Consider the following 22,736-nt stretch of genomic DNA (forward strand, 5'->3'; position numbering starts at 1 on the left):
AGGAGTATTATTATGAAAAAACTAACAACTATAATGTTATTAATTTTTAGTGTAACAAGCTTGGGAAGAGAATCAGAATTTTCTATCAATTTTGGTTTAATCATGAAAAATGATCTCGGAGAACCTATTGCTTTTAAACCTACTAAAGAGATTCCATTGCACGAGAAAAAAGAAGGTACTTTGTATGGTCTAGTCGTCACCAAAAAAGATGAGGTCCCGTTTACACTTGGTGCCATTCATATTTTTCCAGAGGACACTCAAGGTAAAAAAGCAAAGATGATGAGCAAAGCGATGAATGTAATGACACGCGGAGCAATTTTCTTGAGGACAAATGAAGAGGACATCGCGGGAGAATATGTCATTGAGGTTTATTTGAACAATATTCACACAGATACCATTGCTTATAGCTTGGTTAAACCGTGAAGAAAAATATTACGCATTGAGTAGCTCATTATTTACAATATATTGTAAAAGACTTAGCGACTCTTCAAAATCAGTCTTAAAGCTTGTAATTTGATTAAGGTCAAGACCTATTCCAAGCTTAGCTTGCTCCTCAATTACCCTAAATTGTTGCGCAAGCTCCGATAGAGCGAAAGTATCACATGGGCTAATTAATCTATGGGCTACTTTCGCTAATTCCACTAAGTCTTCCAATTCCAGCATTCTTGTAAAGTCTGCGCTTGCCTCATCACAGAATTGTTTAACTAATTTTTGTAAACTATTGATGTTGACATGACTCTCAAGTTGACGCAGCACTGCTAAATCTGGCAAATATTTTGCCTCTTTAGTATCTGATATTTTTGGTAACCATTTAACTAAAGCATCTTTAAAAGTTTCTTTGCTTACAGGTTTGATCAAGTAATCATCCATACCCGCATTTATACTTTTTTCGTACTCTAAACTGTTGGTATATGCGGTAAGCGCTAAGATGGGTAATGCTTCTTGAGAATAGCTTTTCCGCAATATTTCAGTGGCCTGATGCCCATTCATATGGGGTAATCCAATATCCATAAACACAAGATCAGGCTTCTTTTTGTCAATAGATGCAAGCGCTGATTCTGCACTATACTCAGTTCTGACCGTCAAACCTAAACTCTCAAGCAACATTTTGCATAATGCACTGTTTGTTTTATTGTCCTCAACTAAAAGTACATCTCCGTTTAATAAAATCGACTTATGAGGTTCAAAAGTCGATTGTGATTTAACAGAAGACGCCTGCTCATCAATCTCGAGTGGAATTTCCATCCAAAAGGTGGAACCTTCACCTATATTAGACGAAACACCGATTTCGCCACCCAAAGCATTCACATTACGCCTGACTATATCCAAACCCAAGCCTGTGCCACTCTCGTTAAGATTGTCTTTTGGGCCTGATGTATAAAAAGGTTTAAAAATCTTTTTAAGATCATTTTCAGCTATACCCTCACCGGTATCTTTAACTTCTAAACGGATATTATATTTACTACTTTTAGGCTTTGTTGCGATTAATGTCACTGAACCAGTGTATGTAAACTTAACTGCATTGCCCAACAGATTAAGCAAAACTTGCCTTAATCTTTCCTTAAATCCAAAGAAATAACTCGGTAGATCTTCCTCAATGGACAACTCTAGTTGCAATTGTTTATCAAGCGTGTGCGGCTTAACGATTTTTATGGACGATTTTAACAACGCTCGTAATTCAAATGATTCGCGTATATCGTCCACATAGCCGGCTTCTAATCTTGCCGTATCTAAGACATAGTTAATTATTTTGAGTAAATTTTTAGAAGAAAGGTTAGCCATACTAACCAGTTCAGATGAACGGCTTGGTAAATTCTGCTCCGCAAGAATTGCTAGTGCACTTACCACACCGTTTAAAGGTGTGCGCATTTCATGACTCATTTGTGCATATATAGCATTAGTTTCTGCCTGTGCGGCTTCTACCTCAGCTTTGGCTGCAAGCAACTCACGGTTTAAAGATTCAAGATCATTCACCATTTGCTGTTCTGTCGAAATATAGAATAACTGATCCATTTGGGCATCTGCAGCCGCAAAATCTTGAAGGCCGAGCTTAAGCGATGGTTGATTAATATTTAACCAGGCTAACCACGGAGAACCGACAAAAACAATCTGCATAGAACCATCAATCTCGACGCTAAGCATTTGACCTCTAAGCGCAAAGGATTTGTCTTTTTTGATTAAGAGAAACAAAGATTTTTTGTGTTGCAGAATATCTTTTAGTGAATTGACATTGCTGGGTCGACTAAATGTAAAAACCTCGTTTATCGATTTCCCAAGAGTAGATTCTGGAATATATTTTTGAAGCGGAGAATTTATTCGCAGGATAGCTAATTTACTATTGCAAACTAGCACCATTGAAAACAATGTATTTAAGGTTTCCCACATCGACTCAGTTTTCAATCTGCGTAACTCTAATCTTAAAGGCGTTGTGCGTGCCCGTTTCCACCTGCCTATTATCAATGTCGATAATGTCTAGATCAGCATTAAAACGGATTGCTAAACCCTTTAATAAACCCACTACAAACGATGTTAAGCCCTTGCGGGTACTAATGTAATGGATGATGTACAAATCTTCGCCGACATTTTCTACTCTAAACTCAGGAGGAATATAGCTAAGGAAAGTACCTGTAATTCGGTCATGTAGGGCGTTTAAATTCTTTATAAAATCGAGCATATTAGTACCAGCAGCATCTAACAGAGCGGTATAATTTTTACTGGCAGTCTCTAGTACCCAGTATTCCCCAAATAACTCCAAGCATGTTTCAGGACTCTCACCCAATACAATCGATGCTGATTCAACCAATGCATAAGTGATTGCATCATCATAACTACGCATAGTTAAAAAAGAATCCTCAGGCACTTTTGATGTAACTAAAACCTCTTGCCATTTTTCGTCACCAAATTTTTCAGTGATCATGTTTTTTAAGGCACTATTTATTAGACCGTACATTTTATGCTCCTACTTAATTTCAAGCGCTTTTATTAGACCACGACTGCAATTTACGATACAGAGTTGACGGAGCGACTTCAAGTAATCCAGCAGCTTGATTCACATTACCCGCACAACTATTGATGGCTGCCTCAATAGCATTTTTTTCAGTTAACCAAAGCGGTTCTATATCTAAACGCCTTTGCTTATAATCACTTTTTTTAGTATCTGAATCATTAGAAAAGGTTGAAAACTCCGGTCCATCATTTTCTATTTTTTTATTTAATATGTATTTAGGTAACATATTAACTTGAACGATTTTATCACTGTTAAGTACGACTACTTGTTGCATAACATTTTGCAGTTGACGCACGTTACCAGGCCAAGGATAGCTAGACAGAGCTGCCAATGTGTCTTTAGACAGTGTCTTAAAAAACTTACCATCTCGCTTACTGTAAGTCTTTAAAAATGCATGGGCGATTTTGCCGATATCATCCCCGCGTTCTCTCAATGCAGGTAAACGCAATGGAACTACGTGGAGGCGATAAAAAAGGTCTTCACGAAATCGTCCGGACTTAACCTCTTGCAATGGGTCTTTATTCGTTGCACAAATAAAACGCACGTCGACTTTCTCGAGCTTATCGCTACCTACCTTTTTAACCATACCAGTTTGAATAAAACGTAACAATTTTTTTTGCAACTCAAGACTCATTTCGCAAATCTCATCAAGAAATAAGGTGCCACCATCAGCAAGCTTTGCTGCTCCCTCACGATTATTGCTTGCACCGGTAAATGAGCCTTTTAAATGACCAAATAATTCACTTTCCATTAATTCACTGGGAATAGCGCCGCAATTAATTGCTATCAGCTGTTTTTTTGCCCTATCGCTATTTTGATGAATCGCTTCCGCAGCTAGCTCTTTACCTGTTCCGCTTTCACCCACAATAAACACATTAGCCTTGGTAGCTGCTAATGCGTCGATCATTTTATAGACGGCCAGCATAGGTAATGAACCACCAATAAAATCACCATAACTTGAGCGTTCAAATGAACTCAAATCTCTAGTTTTACGGGTTAAGCTAATTCGTTTATAAGCATTATCTAAGGTGACTTTAAGCCTGCTGGCATCAAAAGGTTTGGTCAAAAAATCGAATGCGCCTAATTCAATAGCAGACACAGCCATTTCGCTAGTACCATGCGCCGTCATTACAATAGTTGCGGGAGGCTCATCATACTTTATTAATTTACCTAGAAAGTCTAAGCCATTGCCATCCGGTAGTTGTATGTCAAGCAACACTAGACTCGGCTTATATTTATCGTATGCAAGCTCTGCCGCTTGTAAACTTGCGACTTGAATAATTTCATAAAAGCTAGTTTCAAGGTACGACGCATATAATTGTGAAAGCACTGAGCTATCTTCTACCATAAGTAATCTGCGTTGTTCTTGCATCTGGCTTCCCATTGTCTGTTGCGACTTGTCAATTTAATAACTTATAACACTTCATTTTTTTATTAGTAAAGAATGAAAATGAGTAGATAAATTCGCATATTGCAATTTAAATTGCAATATATTTAACTCAAGTAACACACTATTAAGTCGCTAACAGATATACCGCTTCAAATACGGCTTCTTGTCCTCGGAATCCACCATCTATCCTAGCGTAGTATAGTTGCTTAATTGAAAATGGACATTGATAATGGGCTAGCACTTCTTTTTCATTGACGCTAAACGGCGGACCATTCAATAAATTTTCTGCATAGTCATAACAAATCAATAATTGCTGACAATTAGCTGTTATTTTTAGTAAGTGTTGACTATATTCTCTTCTTAAATCAGATGGCAAAGCTACCAAGGCGGCCCTATCATAAACGGCATTCACCTGACCAAGATGTGTTTGCGTGAGCGCAAAAAAGTCTCCGACAAATACGCTAATGTAGGGAGCTTGATAACATATTAAATTGCTCTCGGGGTCGACCTGGTCACTGACGTCTGGTGTAACCCCAAGCTCGACAAACAATTGCTCGACGGCCTGTTGGTTTAACTCGATGGCCACCACCTCTATACCATGTGATAAAAGCCAAGCGATGTCTCTTGTTTTGCCGCACAAGGGAACAAAAACCTTACTGTTTTCTGGCATATCCAAATGGTGAAAGTATTTCTTTAACAACGCACTACCTTCTTTCTCATGGAACCCTATTTCATTTTTTTGCCAACGTTTATGCCAGAACTCTGGATTCAAAGCTACTCTCCAATTTTAATACGTGGCCGATAATAACAGGCGTCGAGATTGCCATTACCTTTAAAATGAAAAAACTCGTTTTCTCGGCTTCTCGAACTAGATATTCTATTTATTGCTGATTCAGAAAGCTGATTTTGTACATAAATCGCCAAACGTTTATCGCTAGCGACTTTATTACCCATTTTAGCCGAAATAATTTTTGTACGTTGGTCGACTTCGGTGATGACACCGCCAGCTGCATCGGCATTTGCTCTTTTAATTTGCTGTACCGCTGGCATACCATATACCACCCTCCCAAGCGTACTCATGTTGCGGTCTAGATGCCGAGGAGCCTGCCCAATCACAATATAAAAGTCAGGGGTGACCCACTCCGCCTCATTACTTCTTGCAAAAGCAACAGTACCTGGGCAATGCAATAGCCACTCTTCATTAGTGCTTGTGTCTCTACCTGCAGGAAATCCATGTAAAAAGCCGGTTTCTGGGGCCAACAAAGCAGGCTTTTGTAAACTAAAAAATGCACTCGGCTTAGGAATCTTACGTGTAAACTCAGGCGGCATTTTGTCTCTAAACATTGTTTTTTTTGCCTCAGACATGTCACCACCTTGGGCAACAAAACCATCAATAACCCGATAAAAATCGGTATTGTCATAAAACCCTTCGTTAACTAAATCAACAAAACGTTGAACCTGTTGAGGTGTCATAAAAGGAGCAAGCTCTATCACCACTAGACCTGTGTCTATTTCTAAATAAACCGTGTTTTCGGCACTAATGGGTAACCATTCTTGCTCTGTTTTTTCGACTTGATTTTTTTGTGCCTGGGCAATGCCGCAAATTGTTATGCATACAGCAAAGAAAAAACGGGACAAAAACGTAACTGACAGACGCAGTTTGATTGAGTTGGCAAGTATTTTCATATGACTGATTAACTCTGTTGATAATCCTTGATTAATAGTAAAGCACACAATAAGTTTGCTGAAAAGTATCATTGAAATGTTAAAAACAATACAAAGCAATTCATACTGAATAAATCGAAACCGAAAAAAAACGCTCAACAAGGTGAGCGTTTTTTTTCGTCTTAATAAAGCAGTGTCAACACTGCATGATATTAATTTGGATTACTTTGGTATTTATGACTTAGTAGTAAAGTCTGCGTATGCTTCTAAACCACATTCGCTAATATCAACACCTTCGTACTCTTCTTCTTCAGAGACTCTGATACCCATCACTGCTTTAAGTGCTAACCAAACTACAAGGCTCGTTACGAACACCCATACAAAGATAGTTAATGCACCAATGATTTGACCGCTGAAAGAAGAACCATCATTTGTAATCGGTACAAGTAATAGACCAAGTAAACCAACTGTTCCGTGAACAGAAATAGCACCTACTGGATCATCGATTTTAAGTTTGTCCAATCCAACAATACTGAAGACCACTAAGATACCGCCAGCTGCACCGAATAATGTCGCTTGTAGCACAGTAGGAGTAGAAGGTTCAGCAGTAATTGCCACTAAACCTGCTAGGGCACCATTTAACGCCATTGTTAAGTCGGCTTTGCCAAACATGATACGAGCAAGTATAAGAGCCGCAACCAAGCCACCAGCAGCAGCCATGTTAGTATTTAAGAATACTACTGCAACAGAGTTTGCACTCTCAACGCTAGCTAGCGCTAAAACTGAACCACCGTTAAAGCCAAACCAACCCATCCATAAAATGAATGTTCCAAGGGTAGCGAGTGGTAAATTTGCACCTGGTATAGCATTAGCTTTACCGTCGGCTGAGTATTTACCCTTACGAGCACCTAGTATTAACACACCTGCTAAAGCAGCAGCGGCGCCAGCCATGTGCACAATACCTGAACCGGCAAAGTCACTAAAACCAAGATCACCAAGTGTGTATAGACCGAAAACAGAGCTTCCACCCCAAGTCCACGAACCTTCCATTGGATATATAAAGCCAGTTAACGCAACAGCAAAGGCTAAGAAAGCCCATAACTTCATGCGCTCTGCAACCGCACCAGATACAATTGACATTGCTGTAGCAACAAACACTACTTGGAAGAAGAAGTCTGCCGCAGGTGCATAGGTATCTTCGTGAGCAGCAACGCCGTCACCCAAAATACCGCTTAAAAACGGAACAGCAGCGTGCAGGCCATCTGGGCCTCCGTACATTATCCAATAACCGCATATCATAAACATGATGCAAGAAATCGAGTACAAAGCCACGTTTTTAGTTAAAATTTCAGTTGTATTTTTAGCGCGTACTAAACCCGCTTCCAACATAGTAAAACCAGCAGCCATCCACATTACGAGGGCGCCGCTCATTAAAAAGTAAAAGGTATCTAATGCATACCCTAGTTCAAATGTTATTTCCATTGTGTATTCTCCGAGAAATGCTTAAGGCTAAAGGGCTTCGTTGTCGACTTCGCCAGTACGAATTCGCACCGCTTGTTGCAAGTCATAAACAAATACTTTTCCGTCACCGATTTTGCCGGTTTTAGCTGCACCAACAATGGCCTCGACTAAACGTTCGACCTGATCAGTTTGTACAGCAATTTCAAGTTTTACCTTCGGTAAAAAATCAACTTGATATTCTGCACCTCGGTAAAGTTCTGTATGGCCTTTTTGGCGACCAAAGCCTTTTACTTCAGTTACGGTTAACCCGTCGATGCCAATCTCAGAGATGGCTTCACGGACATCATCTAGCTTAAAAGGCTTGATGATTGCAGTGACTAGTTTCATATGTTGCTCCTGCTCATTAAAAGAAATTTATGTTGAGTTATCCATTCACAATACAAAAGCAGTGCCAATATTTTTTATATTTAATTTTCAATCACTTAGAAGAAATGAGTTAATGAACTATAAAAATCTAAGCACTTTTTCGGTGCAATGTTTATTATTTGAGTTTAAATGGTGCAAAGGCATAGGTTTTTTATGTGAAAAGTCAATGTAACTAAAAACACACTTTGTTACCAAAGGCACATTTACCTTTTGTGTATTTATCGTATGCTTAATCATGAAAAACTAAAGCGCTGAAGTCTTTTGCAAAATAGCCCGTATTAAATTTAATTGTTTGGAGAGTGAATATGGATGGTCCAGAATTTGTTTTAGTAATCTTGTTTTTATTTGTATTACCCATTGTGATTATTGGCACCGTGGCTAGTCATCGAAAAGCCATGGCTGAGCTTCAATTGAAATTAGGTAATGCAGAGACAGCTCAAGTGACTACCGAATTAACAGCGATCAAAAGTCGATTAGAAGTACTAGAGGCCATCGTCACAGATAAAAAATATCAACTCAGTGCAGAAATTGACTCATTGAACAAAACGGTTGCGTCAACACAATCAATACCGAGGCAATAAAACGAAACAGGTTAGGTTGAAAATAAAATCATTCTAGCTTTATTTCGCCCGCTATCGCTTTTTCTACAAATTGAATACGTGCGACAATTTCGGGTTTGGCTTCGCAATCACGGCACCGCTTGAGAACGTCTTGTAAATTATCCAAACGGTCTTCTGCTTCATCTTTGTTATTTCGAAGTAATTGCATTAACGCTAAGCGGTAGTGCGCGTCATAAATATTCTTATTCAGAAACGACGCAATTTCTAGGTTTTCTTCTGCTTCTTCATTGCGGCCTAGTTGTATCTGGGATAATGCTGTCATATAGAGTTGATAAGCACGATTTTCACATGTTAGTTCTTGTTGCTGAGACTTACTTTTTTGTCTTCTTGCATTGCCTCCTGTTACAGGAGAAGCAGTGGTATTTGTTTGTATCGTCGAATTTCCTTCAGGTCCACCACCGCCGCCTAAGGATGCGCTGCTTTGCACATTGTTATTAATAGATGATGTTTGTAATCCGTTGATAAAAGCACGTTTATTTCTTTCCATTCTGTGCGCGCACCTTGCATTCTTTTTAAATTCAATTTCAGCTAAAGCAAAATCTCCTCGGTTAAATGCTCTTAAAGCGTCGTTGTAATTGTTACCTTCTACAATAATTGTTTCAATTACCTCGTCTTGTTCAGTTGCTTCTTTTGCATTTTGGACGAGCTCAGTTGATGGCTCTTTGGAATTTTCATTATTAGATTGCAAAGCACCTGACTTTAACGGTATGCATAAAAAAGCAATCAAAAGATAAAAGCCCTTACGGGTAAATTTGCTATTCAAATACATTCAGATCTCCCAAATGAAGTAGCGACCTATGCCTATGTTTGTTCAAATCCTAGGTTATTTAGTAATACATATTACTCAACTGAAAAGTTTTTCCCACCATGATTTTTCTTTTTCTATCGTTTGCTTAATTTCTGCTGGTTGAGCAGCACAAGGTTTTGGGGCAAGTAAACTCGCCTTTACCGCCGGTACACTAACCACGTTAGGGCAACCCGGTAGAGTTTGCACACCCGTTTGACTATCAAAATGTGCAATCGTCAATGTATCAGGGAAACGACGCACCAGGGTTTTGGGATTGTGCTTTTTTTGCAATGCAATATAGACTCGCAGGGCACCGGTAGCACCAGACATATTGATAGGTTGGTTGTCGTCATTTCCCAACCACACGCTGGTCACCAAGTTTCGATCAAATCCAGCAAACCAGCTATCTCGATAATCGTCTGTTGTCCCCGTTTTACCCGCCATATTAATATTGGGAAACTCACTTTTTATGCTCCGTGCAGTGCCTTCTAAAGTGACTTTATGCAATGCATAGTTAAGTAAATAACTTGCATCTTCGTCAGCTCTAATTTGAGAGCTTGGATTCCGTTTCCAAATTAATTCGTCTTCATGAGAACTCACAGCTTGAAGCGCATAAAGCGGTCTAAGTTCACCATTATTTGATAAGGTTTGATATACCTGATTAACCTGTAATGGCGTTAATTCAACCGCACCTAACGCAATAGATGGTAAAGCTTTAATCCTTTTATTAGCACCAAGTCGATTCAAGGTTTCAACGACTTCATCAAATCCTACCTCAGCAGCTAAATTAACCGTAGGGACATTGTACGATTTAACAATAGCGTCCATTAGCGAGACTTGCCCTCTAAATTCTTTATCAGCATTTAATGGCGCCCATTTTTTACCATCAGCGTCATCATAACTGATAGGCTTATCTTCAAGTAAACTAGCAAGGTTATAGGATTCTGGCTGCTCTAAGGCACGCAGATAAACAACTGGCTTCATTAATGAACCGATTGGACGAGAAGCATTAAGGGCGCGGTTAAAACCTGCATAAGCGGTATTTTTTCCGCCCACCATTGCACGAATACCGCCCGACCGAATATCTGACATCACTAATGCAGCTTGTAAGTCTTTTTGCTTATATTTTTGTGCTCGTTCAGCCACCACTTCTGTGACTGCATTTTCTGCACGGCGCTGTGCATTAATATCTAAAGTGGTAAATACTTTAACCCCAGAAAGCCGAGTCTCTTCCGTTTGCACGACCTTCGACAGTTCTTGCCTAACTTTATCCATAAATGCGGGATGCTTTCCTGATGCTAAACTAGGCGCGTTGTGCGTTTCCAATGGTAAGTTAATGGCCGTTTCATATTCAATTCGGTTTATTTCATTTGCTTCAAACAAAAGCCGTAAGACTAAATCACGTCTTGTTGTCATGCGTTCGACATGGCGCTTGGGGTCGTAATATGAAGGTCCTTTAACTAAGCCAACTAATACTGCGATTTCGTGGATTTCCAGTTCGTCTAAGGGCTTATTAAAATAGTAGTGACTTGCCAAACCAAAACCATGAATCGCTAATGCACCATTTTGACCTAAAAATACTTCGTTAATGTATGCATTTAAGATTTCCTCTTTGCTATATCTGGCATCAATAACAATCGCCATGGCGGCTTCACGAAGCTTCCGAATATAGGTTTGATTGCGTGTTAAAAATAGGTTTTTTACCAGTTGCTGAGTTAAGGTACTGCCCCCTTGCACAGTGCGCCCTGCACTGATATTTGCAATTAAAGCCCTAACAATCGACAAGGGTGCAACGCCATGATGGCTATAAAAATTTTTATCTTCTACTACTATCAAGCCTATTTTTAAAAGCGGTGGAATATACTCATCACTCATGAGCATGCGGTCTTCAGTAAGGCCACCCACAAGTCTCGATACTAACCATGGTTCAAGACTAGTGCGCTTAAAATTTTCGCCATCATCAACTCTCGCCAAAGTGGAAATTTTATCCCCTTCCCATCCAATGAGTATTTTTTGGGCCGGATAAATATTGTCTGGATAATAAAATTCGCGCCGGTATATGATAAGTTGCTTATCAGATTTTGAATATTCGCCTACTTCGTCTGCCGCATCTTGTAAGCGATATCCTAATAACTCAAGTTCGTCTTCTATTTCTTGAATGGAAATTTCTTGTTTTTTCTCAAGTACCAATGGTCGAGCGTATATCTGTGCAGGTACCTGCCATTTATTGCCCTCAAAACGTGGTTGAATTTGCGCATCTAAATATACGAGATAGGCGGTCGTTGTCGCCAAGCATATAAACGTCAACTTGAAAAAATGTCTTTTTATCCATTTAAATGGCGCTAATAACAACTTAAGAAATTTCAATCCTTTCCCTTTTGATGGATGACAAAAAATGATGAACTTGTATGGAACAACAACTTGCTACCTTAGTCTAGCTTGTGCCTTCACTTCTGGACAAGTTTTAGGCTCCACATTAGTCTGTTAGTTCAATCATAGAGTTTGTAAAATATATGAACAGATTTATGGTGGTGCTTTGCGCATAGTATTATATAGATTATCTTTGCTATTGAAAAAGAGGAATTGAAGAAAATGACAATGGGAACGGACCAAAGCGAAGTATTAAAATATATTGAAAAATATGCAGGTATTTTCAATTCCGTCGCCGAAGATATTGTTAAACGCGCCAGTATAGGTGACAAACAAAGCAGTCCATTTTTGGGCGACTTAGAAAAACTGCAAGCTTTGCTATCGGGCGAGACAAAAATAGACGCAAATAAGTTGTTTACTCAGCAAGTCGAATACATGAAAAAACAATCAGAATTGTGGCAGATGGCGTCTAAAGCAATGATGGTAAATGATGGTTCACCAAACGGGTCTAACGAAGCTAAAAGCGATATAAAAAAAGACCGACGTTTTGCCCATCAAGATTGGGAAAGTAACCCAGTATTCAACTATATAAAAGAGTCCTACCTGATTAACGCAGATATGCTTAGCAACATGGTAAACGCAATAGAATTTAGTGACCCCAAAAGCGCTGAACAAGCTAAGTTTTTTACGCGACAATATGTCAACTCGCTATCCCCTACCAATTATGTATTAACTAACCCTGAAGTATGCGAAGAAATCGTCAAAACCGAAGGGCAAAGTATTCTGAAAGGTATAAAAGCGTATTTAGAAGACCTCGAAAAAAGCCCTTTAGAAGCATTTAAAATGCGTCAGAGTGACGCCAATGCCTTTGAGTTAGGTAAAAACCTCGCATACACACCCGGTAAGGTAGTATTCCGAAACGAATTAATAGAACTTTTGCACTATGAACCAAAAGCAAAAACAGCTCATGCTGTTGCAACGCTGGTTATTCCACCTTTTATAAATAAATATTACGTAATGGACTTAGAAGAGAAAAAGTCTTTAGTGGGAGGCTTGCTAGATAGCGGCCATTCAGTATTCATGATTTCATGGGTTAACCCTGATGCGAGTTTGTCTGACAACGACTTTTTTGATTACATGAGAAAAGGGCCAATTTCGGCAATCGACGTGGTTAAAGAAATTACCAAAAAAGACAAAGTCAACTTAACCGGGTTTTGCGTTGGAGGCACTTTAGCCGCGGTTACAAGCGCTTATTTACGTGCCAAAGGGGATGAGAGTATTAACTCTTTAACCCTCCTTACTACCCTACTTGATTTTTCTCAGCCGGGTGAACTTGCTAACTATTTTACTGAAGATATGCTCAACATGATCGAGCAGAATGCTGATATCAAAGGTGTTTTCGATGGACGAATTATTGCCATGAGCTTCAGTTTGTTAAGAGAGAATAGTCTATTCTGGTCTTTCTTTATCAATAATTACCTAAAAGGCAAAGATCCCGCTCCTTTTGATATTCTATATTGGAATAGCGATTCAACTAATATCCCTGCCGCTTGTTTTAAGCAATATCTAAAACTGACTTATTGGGAAAACACCCTACGAAATCCGGGTGCTATCCAATTAGATGGCGTCGATATTGATTTTTCTAACATTGATATGCCCACTTATTTTCTGTGCACGGTAGCCGATCATATTGTATTGTGGCAAGGTGCTTACGAAGGGACCAAATTACTTGGTGGTGATACTCGTTTTGTATTAGCTGGGTCGGGTCACATTGCTGGCGTAATCAATCCCACAAAGGGCGGTAAATATCCGCACTGGACCAATAATAACTTACCTGAAACACCAGAAGAGTGGCTTGAAGGTGCAAGTGAACAAGCTGGTTCATGGTGGGTAGATTGGCATAATTGGCTGAAACCTATGTCTGGAAGAAAGGTCACCGCACCTATTCCCGGTCAGTCAGAATACTTGCCAGCGCTTGGTGATGCTCCGGGTACCTATGTTCGAAAAGTGCTGTGAGTAAAATAGAGCTTGCCGTAACATGCTTGTCTATTCTTTGAAGCAAAAATAAAGTACTCTTGCCAGGCTTGTTATAAGACTTTAAGGATTTACCCAATTGATTATCATAAAAAAATACCCCAACCGACGCCTTTACGATACGGTGAATAGTCAATATGTAAATTTGAGTTACATAAAAGAATTGATCAATGCTCATAGCGAGTTTCAGATTGTCGATTCTAAGACAGGTGACGATTTAACTAAAAGTGTCTTGCTACAAATAATTACTGAATCAGAAAGCAATGATCAGCAGTCTTTGCTGACCGACGTGCTATTAAAGCAATTAATCAGGTTTTATGATTCTGATATGGAACAATATGTCAGGCAATACCTCGAACAAAGTCTTGTTCAATTTATGGAGCAACAAGAAAAAGTTCAGGGCTTGATGAAAAACATGGTTGATAGCAATCCAATGACTATGTTTACTAAGATGATGGAACAAAACCTAGCGGCTTGGTCCTACGACAAAAGTCGAAATAAAGAATAACTTCAATTTTTTCAGTACCTTAAAACTCCTTTACAACAAATTTAGAAAAAAATGTTGCTTTGCAGCATTTTTTTCCTTGATCTTGTGAAATTAATCACTATTATTAGCTTAAAGCTCATGTTGCATTGCAGCAATCACTTTGCGTTTTATTATATAGATTGAGGATTAACACATGTTTGGCAAATTTTCAGAACAAATGAAGAAGTCAGCTCAACCTGCTTCTAACCTATTTGAAATGAACAAAAAAGCGTTAGAGCTTTTGGCTCAGCAAAATACCGTATTCTTTAGCGGGCTAATGGATGACAGTGTAAAGCTTGTTAAGTCCTTATCGGCTGAAACTGAACTTAATAGTGTTATTGCTGCACAAAGTGTATATGCCGAATCTGTTCGTGAACGAATGACTAGTGCCACAAAAACAACTTATTCGGAATTAAATTCGTTACGTGCTGAAATGACTGACATTGTTAAGACAAGTCTTGAAAACGTTAGTACTGAAACAAAAGCGGCGTTTACGCCTACAGTAACTAAAGCAGTCAAAACTAAACCAGCAACTAAAAAAGCAACAACCAAAGCCACGCCTAAAGCAAAACCAACAACTAAAGAAGCTACACCGGCAACGAAAGCATCGCCCAAAGTAAAGCCAGCAGCGAAAGTAGCGCCTAAAGCGAAGCCAGCGGCGAAAGCAACTACACCAACGGCGAAAGCGGCACCCAAAGCAAAGCCAGCGGCGAAAGCAGCGCCCAAAGCAAAACCAGCAAAGAAAACAGTTGCTAAATTAGCGCCTGCTGATGTAAAAGCAGACAACACTAAATAATTTTTACTTAAAAACCATTAAATCTTAACGGAGAATATTATGTTTGACCAAATCAATGAACAGTTCAAAGAGTCTTTGAAGCCAGTTACTGAGTTAGCTACGCTTAACATGACAACTTTGCAATCTCTTGCTGAAAAGCAAAACGCCTTGTTTACAAGTCTGCTCGCGGGCGGAGCTTCATTTGCAGAAACGGCTAGCCAGCAAAAAGATGTTATGAGCCTAGCTGAAGCGCAAAAAGCGTATTTAGAAACCTTGCAAGAGACTATCACCGAATCTGCAAAAGAAACATATACTTTAGTGTCTGGTGCACAGCAAAAAGCTGGTGCCATGATGAAAGACATTAGCGAAGAAGTCACGTCGAAATTGACTGCAGCCGCTAAGTAATTAAACATTACGCGTGCTTTTATCGAGTACCTTTTAAGTATTCGTTGGACTTCAATCATAAGGATGCGGCGGCACCACCGCAGTATTCATGTGATTGAAGTTTTTTATTTTAGTTCTGAGGTATTATTGTGAATTATCAAACCTATGATTATTTAGCGCGTACTGGTCAAATGATGAATGAAGGCTTCAGTCTTGTTAATGATATCGTGACTCATCCTTCTAACCCTTTTTCATATACTTGGACAGGCCGTCTGGCTAGTGCGTCATTAGAAACCGCAATGCGGATAACTCGTCGTTACGATAAATTGGGTTTTAATATTGACGAAGTGGAAGTTGCCGACGGTTCTGGCGTTTACAAAGTCAGAGAAGAAGTGACAATGGCCAAACCTTTTTGCGAGCTTGTTCATTTTCATGCCCTCGGACATACCGAAAAAAACAAAGTTTTGCTTGTAGCACCCTTGTCTGGACATCATGCTACTTTATTAAAAGGCACTGTTGAGGCGCTATTACCTAGCCATGAAGTCTATATTACAGACTGGGCTGATGCGCGAGAAGTCCCTCTGGATGAGGGCCCTTTTTCATTTGATTGTTATGTTTCTTATTTGATTGATTTTATCGAATATTTAGGGGAAGACACCCACGTTATCGCAATATGTCAACCTACTGTGCAAGCGCTGATCGCCACCGCTGTAATGGCTGAAGATAACAACTCCTTAACACCTAAGTCATTAACCTTAATGGCCGGCCCTTTAGATACCACGCAAAACCCAACGCGGGTAAACGAATTTGCTCAAAAAAGACCCATGGGATGGTTCAAAAACGTTGCAATAATGGAAGTACCGACAGGATATCCTGGTGCAGGACGCAAGGTTTACCCTGGCTTTATGCAATTGGGAGGGTTTATTTCTATGAATCATAAGAGTCACATGAAAAAACACGCTAGCTTTTTCCAAAACTTATTATTTGGCGAAAAAGAAGACGCTGAACGTTTTAGAGCCTTTTATGATGAATATATGGCTGTACTGGATATGCCGGCCGAGTTTTATCTTGAAACAATAGAGCGAATCTTTAAAAACAATGAAATTGCAAATAAAACCATTAGCTATAAAGGCAAAACCGTAGATTTTAGTTCGATAAAGAATACGGCTCTATTGACCGTTGAAGGTGCAAATGATGACATTTGTGGCTTGGGTCAAACGCACGCAGCTCAAGATATTTGTGAGAATATACCAGCAGATATGCGCAAACATCACATACAAGCAGGCGCTGGTCATTATGGTATTTTTAGTGGTTCAATGTACCGAAAAAACATTCGCCCCATTGTTACAGAATTCATTAATAAATACGCATAGGCATAATTAAAATATCCAGTTTTTGTGATTGTACCCGGAACTAATTCTGGGTACAGTTAGACCAATATATACCTATATAAATGTTTCAAGGATGGCCTAGTTGGATTTTTCTTTGTTTGTATCTAAACCTTTGCTTAAAATAACGCGTTTTTTTGCAATTATTTTCTTTACTGCCATTATTTCAACCTCTATGTCAGTAGCTATGGCAACAGCAAAGAATACTGATGTTCAAGCCCTTGTTGAAAATAATAGAGCTAATTTTACCCAGTGCTTAATACAAAAAAAAGCTGATGCCATAGCAGCAGGCGTCAGTGAAGCGCGTGCTGAAAAAGAATTTGTACGAATGAAGTTTATTCCAAGAGTGATTGAACTTGACCGAAGCCAACCTGAGTTTGTCTCCACTTTTCCCAGTTATTTTTCGAAACGCGTTAATCAGTGGCGTATTGATAAAGGCAAAGAAAAATATGCCAAACATAAAGAATTTTTAAATGAATTAACAAAACAATACGGTATCCCCGGGCACTACTTGGTTTCTATTTGGGGCTTAGAAACAAACTATGGTGGCTATACTGGAAACATGTCTACCTTAGACTCATTAGCTACGCTTGCGTGTGATAAACGCCGTTCAAAATTTTTCACCAGTGAGTTATTTTTAGCGCTAAAATTAATGGATACGCAAGACCTCAAACGCGAATCAATGTTAGGTTCTTGGGCCGGTGCAATGGGTCACACTCAGTTTATGCCTACCACCTATACTGAATATGCGATAGACGGCGATGGTGATGGCAAAGTTGACTTATGGTCCAGCGAAAAGGATGCACTTGCTTCAGCTGCGCATTTTTTATGGCGCTTGGGTTGGCAGCCTGGTATGCGCTGGGGTCGAGAAGTGAAATTACCCGAAAATTTCGATTATACGCTCGCCAATAGCCACAACAAAACGATAAGCGAATGGAAGACGCTTGGAATAAGTCGTGGAGACGGTCAAAATTTACCTGACAGTGATATCAGCGCTCGTTTAAGAGTCCCTGCCGGTCATCAAGGGCCCGCGTTTTTATCTTATGACAATTTTAAAATTATTATGCGTTGGAATAATTCAGAATTCTATGCAATCGCGGTAGGGCAATTAGCTAATCGCATAGCAGGTGGAGCAGGTTTGCATGCAAAACTACCTGATTTGCCACGTTACAGCATTGCCGATATGGCAAAATTACAACGAAAACTTAACGAAAAAGGCTTCGATGTAGGAGGCGCTGACGGAATAATGGGGCCTGCAACTCGTGAGGGTATTCGTCAATTCCAAGGTGAAAATGGATTGGTAGCAGATGGTTTCCCCTCGCCAGATACTATTGCAGCTATTTTACAGTAATTGACATAGAAGCTTAAGTTCCCGCTTAAGCCTCTCTATTGATTAAGCGCATTTTACAGCTGCAAAATGCTTAGTACATATGTTGACCACCATTTATGGACAGGGTAGAACCCGTAATAAAACTGGACTCATCATCGACCAAAAACGCTACACTGTTTGCAATATCTTCTGGACGCCCAAGCCTTCCAACAGGAATTGTACGAATTATTTTAACCAATACATCCTCTGGCACCGCTCGCACCATGTCAGTATCAACATAACCCGGTGCAATTGCATTTACAGTGATCCCTTTTGCTGCATTCTCCAAAGCCAGAGCTTTTGTAAAACCGTGTATTCCTGATTTTGCAGCGGCGTAGTTAACTTGTCCATACTGACCTGCTTGACCATTAACTGATCCAACATTGATGATTCGACCAAAATTCCGTTCACGCATGCCATCAATAACCGCTTTACAAGTATTAAAGCAAGAAGCAAGATTAGTTTGGATTACCGCATCCCATTTATCGAAAGACATTCTATGCATCGTACCATCGCGAGTAATGCCGGCATTGTTCACTAATACATCAATTGCCCCATATTCAGATTCTATGCCAGCAATTGCAGTTTGTACCGCATCAAAATCGGATACATCAAATTTTGCAGTTGGAATGCCCGTTCTTTCTGTAAACTCTTGAGCGGCTTGATCATTTCCAGCATAGTTTGCTATGACCACATAGCCCTTTGCTTGCAAGGTTGTACAAATTGCTTCGCCTATACCACGGGTACCGCCTGTTACTAATGCCACTCTTGTCATCTTTAATATCCTCAGATTAATGATAATATGTTTTATTATTAGAATAAGTTATAAAGGTTTAATTAATATGACTAAATTCGACTTTAGTAGGAAGCTTCAATAGTCAGCGACTTAACTGATATAAATCAATAAAATGACGTATCTTTTGTTTTTAAGTCTTATGACAGTAAACCTTGAAGTCAGTTTGAATATAAGGTGTCAACTACTTACCTGAGCTGTATAATTAGGAATTGGCACTTATTGATTTGATGTTCAAACAAAAATGATGACGATAGCAAAGTCTTCGTTTGTCTAGCGTCGAGTTTTTGTAGTGATCTAGTTCTGACTTTTATACATTTATTCAGTAAATTTTTGGAGAAATCTTTTGCACTCTACCTTTAGGCTTGTTCTTGATTGTCCCGACCAAATTGGATTGGTCGCTGCTGTATCGCAGTTTTTATCGTCTATTCAAGCAAGCATTCTAGAAGCAAGTCATCACACCGATATACATCTACAACGATTTTTTATGCGACATGAAATAGCGGCTGACTCCATTACGCTTTCCGATGAAGAATTACGCATCGGTATACAAGATCTCGCACAAAAATACGATATGAAATGGTCCTTGAGCCGCTCAACCGAAAAACGCAAAGTTGCTTTGTTGGCAAGTAAAGAATCTCATTGTTTAAACGATGTGCTTCACCGATGGCATACCGGTGAGTTGCAGTGTGATATTCCATGTATTATTGCTAACCATAGCAGTATGCAAAAGTTTGCTGACTGGCATCAGGTGCCTTTCCATTTAATCGATTTTACAAATAAAACAAAGGCTTTTGAAGAAATCGAACATTTACTCGAACATTATAAAATTGATTTGACAGTGCTTGCTCGTTTTATGCAAATAGTGCCCAATGAGTTATGTGAAAAACTAGCCGGCAAAATTATCAACATACATCATAGCTTTTTACCTTCATTTGCAGGTGCGAAACCATATCAACAGGCATATGATAGAGGTGTAAAGCTAATAGGCGCTACTTGTCATTATGTCACTAGTACTTTGGATGAAGGACCTATTATTGAACAAGAAGTCATGCGGATATCTCATAGCGATAGTAGTGTAGATATGGTCCGAAAAGGAAAGCGCTGTGAGATAAATGCCTTGGCAAACGGGATGCGTTACCATTTAGAAGATAGAGTGATTATTTGCCAAAATAAAACCATCGTTTTTAATTGAGCTCACCATTGTTTACGCTTTTGTCGCCAGTAGTTTATCAATAATATGCAGTGTGCTCTGAACTGCGCCCGCGTTGGCTCGAAGTACCTTAACACCCTGTTTACCGGCGTCCTCAGCTGATTTATTATCACTTATCCATGCATTGCATTGCTCATAGAGTTGAGCTTCGTTATTCACAATCACTAGGGCACCTTCATTCTCTAAATACTCGCAAATTTTGGGATTATTGTAGGTACTAGGCCCCATCACTATTGGTTTAGAATACAATGCCGCCTCCAACGCATTATGCCCACCTTTGGGAGCAAGACTCCCCCCAACAAAACTAACATCGCATATGCTATAACACGCCTTTAGACACCCCATAATATCGACCAAAACACAGTCAATCGAATGCTCTTTTGCTTGTTCTTTATTTACTTGTTTATGGCTATTCTCATCTGCATTAAATTGCTTATTTTTGCTGATCCGTTCCACACACAAACCGCCCGACCTTAATATATTTTCAACTTCATCAAACCGATGAGGATGTCGAGGTACAATAATCAAACATAGTGTTGGTACTTGCTGTTTTAGCTTAGTAAAGGTTTTTAATAGTGCCTTTTCTTCTGGAGCATGAGTAGAACCACCTAATAAAATTGGTCGCCCTTGGAGCCCATAACTATCCAGTATTTTTTCGCCTAAATCAGCGTCACTGACTACCGCACTAATATCAAATTTCATATTTTTGGTATTAACAAGTTGCTTTTTGTATACGCCAAGCGACAAAAAATTACTAAAAGATTCAGTGCTTTGGGTGCAAATTACTTCTATGCTCCTCATGCTGGGCCTGAACAACCAAGCAAATTTTTTATACACTACCAAGGATTGATCTGTCATTCTGGCATTGATAAGTAAACAAGGAATGTTCCTCGATTGACATTGATGAAGCATATTTGGCCAAATTTCCAACTCTACAATTAAACACAAACAAGGTTTGATGTGGTTAAAAAAAAGCTGCATACACAAAGGCACATCGAAGGGTAAGTAGCAGTGCTGAACTTTATTTTGATAAAGCCTGGCAGCATGCACGGCGCCTGTTACTGAAGACGTGGATAAGGTAATTGCTTTCTCAGGATGCTGCTTTTGTAAATTAACAATAAGATGATGAACCGCGTTTATCTCTCCCACAGATGCGCAATGAATATATATCCCGTTCTGCTCAAAGTGGTTTGTTAGCAACCCAAAACGTTCCATAAAACGCCGAGACTTTAGTTCTTGTTTTTTTTCAGCTTCGCTGTGTTTCAATTTTTTACGAAACAACACCAACATAAAAGGTAGTGCCAAAGACAAAAACAAGCTGTAAATGTAACGAAGAAAAGTATGTAACAAAAAGGATTTAAGCATATTACTCATAAATTTCTGGCGTGCGTTCGGAGTAATCGTGTGATCAGCAAAGTTTCTTGGAGATTGCCGCGCACATTATCCGCCTAACATTGCTAAATGGGTAGTTGCACCGGTTTTATGCTCTTGCAGCAAATGAGTTGGCTTTTTATACGGCATAAGTGCTTCAATATGACTGGCTAATTCATGCTTGCGTTCATCGCTCAGACCCCATCTGATGTCGTAACCTTTTTCCGCAAATAAACATAAATGCACCTTCCCCGTTGACGAAACTCTTAAGCGATTACAGTTGTCACAAAACCCGGAAGCATATGGTGTAATAAGTCCAATAGTGCCGACATAATCTTGGTGAGAATAAACCCTCGCTGGGCCTGAAAACTTATCACGACTAGTCTGTACAAAGCCATTTTCTATCAAGCTATGTTGTATACCTGCGGGACTGACATGTTGTTGGTTAAAAAATATCGCATTATCGCCGGTTTCCATAAGTTCGATAAACCTAAAACTTACCGGTTTATCTTTAATATACTGCATGACCTGACCCAATACTTTGTGGTTAAACTGCTTCATCAATACTAAATTTATCTTCACTTTTAAGCCAACATCGATGGCGCGGTCTATTCCCAGTAATATTTCTTTGAGTTTGCTTGAACCAGTTATGACTTTAAATTGGTGCTCATCAAAACTGTCGACACTTACATTGACACTGTCTAAACCCGCATTGTACCAGTCTTGCGCATTCTGTGTGAGCTTATAGCCATTGGTTGTTAATGCGATGGTTTGAATATGTTGGTTCTGCTTTATACCTGCGATAATATCACTTAAATCTTTACGTAAACTGGGCTCACCGCCTGTTATTCTGACTTTTTTTGTACCCAATGAAGCAAATACTTCAACAAGATTTAGTACTTCATGAGAACTTAAAAAACGACTTTTGTGGGTCTTTTGATAGCCATCGGGCAAGCAATATTGGCAACTAAAATTGCAAACATCCGTTAGTGATACTCGTAAATATTCAAATTGACGACCAAATCCATCGCTTAGCAAAAAAACACCTTTATTATTTAATAATTTGCAGTCTACTTACTATAAATCGGATACGCTTTTTATACTAGGGTCTGATTTACCTTATGCACTAATTTTTAGGGCCTTTTGGCCGATAAACT

At 39.3% G+C, this 22,736-nt stretch carries 21 protein-coding genes; 9 read left to right on the forward strand and 12 right to left on the reverse strand.

The window, feature by feature from the left end; genetic code table 11:
* Nucleotides 1-12 precede the first annotated feature (12 nt).
* Entirely contained in the window at nucleotides 13-423 is a 411-nt protein-coding gene (locus RM552_RS12115) for a hypothetical protein (RefSeq protein ID WP_311369114.1), read from the forward strand.
* Between the two features lie 9 nt (nucleotides 424-432).
* Here RM552_RS12115 and RM552_RS12120 read toward each other — a convergent pair whose 3' ends face one another.
* The 7 genes from RM552_RS12120 to glnK form a co-directional block, all read right to left on the reverse strand.
* Nucleotides 433-2,400 carry an ATP-binding protein gene (locus tag RM552_RS12120; RefSeq protein ID WP_311369115.1) on the reverse strand — a complete coding sequence of 656 codons (1,968 nt, stop codon included), beginning with the start codon at nucleotides 2,398-2,400 and terminating at the stop codon, nucleotides 433-435.
* Nucleotides 2,390-2,950, reverse strand: a complete 561-nt coding sequence (locus RM552_RS12125; protein WP_311369116.1) for a heme NO-binding domain-containing protein — start codon at nucleotides 2,948-2,950, stop codon at nucleotides 2,390-2,392. Before RM552_RS12125 ends, RM552_RS12120 begins: the two co-directional genes overlap by 11 nt.
* Nucleotides 2,951-2,969: 19 nt before the next feature.
* A complete protein-coding gene (locus tag RM552_RS12130; protein ID WP_311369117.1) occupies nucleotides 2,970-4,379 on the reverse strand; it encodes a sigma-54-dependent transcriptional regulator in 1,410 nt (469 codons plus the stop codon).
* 142 nt (nucleotides 4,380-4,521) lie between these two features.
* Nucleotides 4,522-5,169 (reverse strand): thiopurine S-methyltransferase, encoded by a 648-nt coding sequence (gene tmpT / locus RM552_RS12135; RefSeq protein WP_311369118.1) that lies wholly within the window; start codon nucleotides 5,167-5,169, stop codon nucleotides 4,522-4,524.
* A 2-nt stretch (nucleotides 5,170-5,171) separates the two neighbouring features.
* Nucleotides 5,172-6,083 carry a peptidylprolyl isomerase gene (locus tag RM552_RS12140; RefSeq protein WP_311369119.1) on the reverse strand — a complete coding sequence of 304 codons (912 nt, stop codon included), beginning with the start codon at nucleotides 6,081-6,083 and terminating at the stop codon, nucleotides 5,172-5,174.
* Between the two features lie 213 nt (nucleotides 6,084-6,296).
* Nucleotides 6,297-7,544: an ammonium transporter gene (locus tag RM552_RS12145; RefSeq protein ID WP_311369120.1), complete on the reverse strand. Its 1,248-nt coding sequence runs from the start codon at nucleotides 7,542-7,544 to the stop codon at nucleotides 6,297-6,299.
* Between the two features lie 27 nt (nucleotides 7,545-7,571).
* A complete protein-coding gene (gene glnK / locus RM552_RS12150) occupies nucleotides 7,572-7,910 on the reverse strand; it encodes a P-II family nitrogen regulator (RefSeq protein WP_311369121.1) in 339 nt (112 codons plus the stop codon).
* A gap of 344 nt (nucleotides 7,911-8,254) precedes the next feature.
* Between glnK and RM552_RS12155 the strand changes: the two genes are divergently transcribed.
* Entirely contained in the window at nucleotides 8,255-8,530 is a 276-nt protein-coding gene (locus tag RM552_RS12155; protein WP_311369122.1) for a hypothetical protein, read from the forward strand.
* A 28-nt stretch (nucleotides 8,531-8,558) separates the two neighbouring features.
* Here RM552_RS12155 and RM552_RS12160 read toward each other — a convergent pair whose 3' ends face one another.
* The gene (locus tag RM552_RS12160) at nucleotides 8,559-9,338 is read right to left on the reverse strand and encodes a hypothetical protein (protein ID WP_311369123.1); all 780 of its coding nucleotides are present in this window, start codon (nucleotides 9,336-9,338) and stop codon (nucleotides 8,559-8,561) included.
* Nucleotides 9,339-9,413: 75 nt separating this feature from the next.
* Nucleotides 9,414-11,723: a penicillin-binding protein 1B gene (gene mrcB, locus RM552_RS12165; protein ID WP_311369124.1), complete on the reverse strand. Its 2,310-nt coding sequence runs from the start codon at nucleotides 11,721-11,723 to the stop codon at nucleotides 9,414-9,416.
* 225 nt (nucleotides 11,724-11,948) lie between these two features.
* Between mrcB and RM552_RS12170 the strand changes: the two genes are divergently transcribed.
* From RM552_RS12170 to RM552_RS12195, 6 genes are all read left to right on the forward strand, one after another.
* Nucleotides 11,949-13,742 carry a PHA/PHB synthase family protein gene (locus RM552_RS12170; RefSeq protein WP_311369125.1) on the forward strand — a complete coding sequence of 598 codons (1,794 nt, stop codon included), beginning with the start codon at nucleotides 11,949-11,951 and terminating at the stop codon, nucleotides 13,740-13,742.
* Between the two features lie 97 nt (nucleotides 13,743-13,839).
* Complete coding sequence (gene phaR, locus RM552_RS12175) at nucleotides 13,840-14,268, forward strand: polyhydroxyalkanoate synthesis repressor PhaR (RefSeq protein ID WP_311369126.1); 429 nt, start codon at nucleotides 13,840-13,842, stop codon at nucleotides 14,266-14,268.
* Between the two features lie 172 nt (nucleotides 14,269-14,440).
* Nucleotides 14,441-15,082, forward strand: coding sequence for a TIGR01841 family phasin (gene phaP, locus RM552_RS12180; RefSeq protein WP_311369127.1), 642 nt, complete (start codon nucleotides 14,441-14,443; stop codon nucleotides 15,080-15,082).
* A gap of 39 nt (nucleotides 15,083-15,121) precedes the next feature.
* A complete protein-coding gene (locus tag RM552_RS12185) occupies nucleotides 15,122-15,466 on the forward strand; it encodes a phasin family protein (protein ID WP_311369128.1) in 345 nt (114 codons plus the stop codon).
* A 128-nt stretch (nucleotides 15,467-15,594) separates the two neighbouring features.
* Nucleotides 15,595-16,818 (forward strand): polyhydroxyalkanoate depolymerase, encoded by a 1,224-nt coding sequence (locus tag RM552_RS12190; RefSeq protein ID WP_311369129.1) that lies wholly within the window; start codon nucleotides 15,595-15,597, stop codon nucleotides 16,816-16,818.
* 190 nt (nucleotides 16,819-17,008) lie between these two features.
* The gene (locus RM552_RS12195) at nucleotides 17,009-18,184 is read left to right on the forward strand and encodes a lytic murein transglycosylase (protein WP_432277220.1); all 1,176 of its coding nucleotides are present in this window, start codon (nucleotides 17,009-17,011) and stop codon (nucleotides 18,182-18,184) included.
* A 70-nt stretch (nucleotides 18,185-18,254) separates the two neighbouring features.
* On the opposite strand, the gene phbB is transcribed toward RM552_RS12195, so the two are convergent.
* Nucleotides 18,255-18,977, reverse strand: a complete 723-nt coding sequence (gene phbB / locus RM552_RS12200) for an acetoacetyl-CoA reductase (protein WP_311369131.1) — start codon at nucleotides 18,975-18,977, stop codon at nucleotides 18,255-18,257.
* A gap of 364 nt (nucleotides 18,978-19,341) precedes the next feature.
* On the opposite strand from phbB, the gene purU reads away from it, so the two are divergent.
* Nucleotides 19,342-20,190: a formyltetrahydrofolate deformylase gene (gene purU, locus RM552_RS12205; protein WP_311369132.1), complete on the forward strand. Its 849-nt coding sequence runs from the start codon at nucleotides 19,342-19,344 to the stop codon at nucleotides 20,188-20,190.
* Between the two features lie 12 nt (nucleotides 20,191-20,202).
* Here the strand turns inward: purU and RM552_RS12210 are convergent, their stop codons facing one another.
* On the reverse strand, nucleotides 20,203-21,498 hold the full coding sequence (locus RM552_RS12210) for a 3-deoxy-D-manno-octulosonic acid transferase (RefSeq protein ID WP_311369133.1): 1,296 nt from the start codon (nucleotides 21,496-21,498) through the stop codon (nucleotides 20,203-20,205).
* A gap of 150 nt (nucleotides 21,499-21,648) precedes the next feature.
* The gene (gene moaA, locus RM552_RS12215; RefSeq protein ID WP_311369134.1) at nucleotides 21,649-22,617 is read right to left on the reverse strand and encodes a GTP 3',8-cyclase MoaA; all 969 of its coding nucleotides are present in this window, start codon (nucleotides 22,615-22,617) and stop codon (nucleotides 21,649-21,651) included.
* Between the last annotated feature and the right edge of the window lie 119 nt (nucleotides 22,618-22,736).

It is taken from the genome of Glaciecola petra (assembly GCF_031846345.1).
Classification (GTDB): domain Bacteria; phylum Pseudomonadota; class Gammaproteobacteria; order Enterobacterales; family Alteromonadaceae; genus Glaciecola; species Glaciecola petra.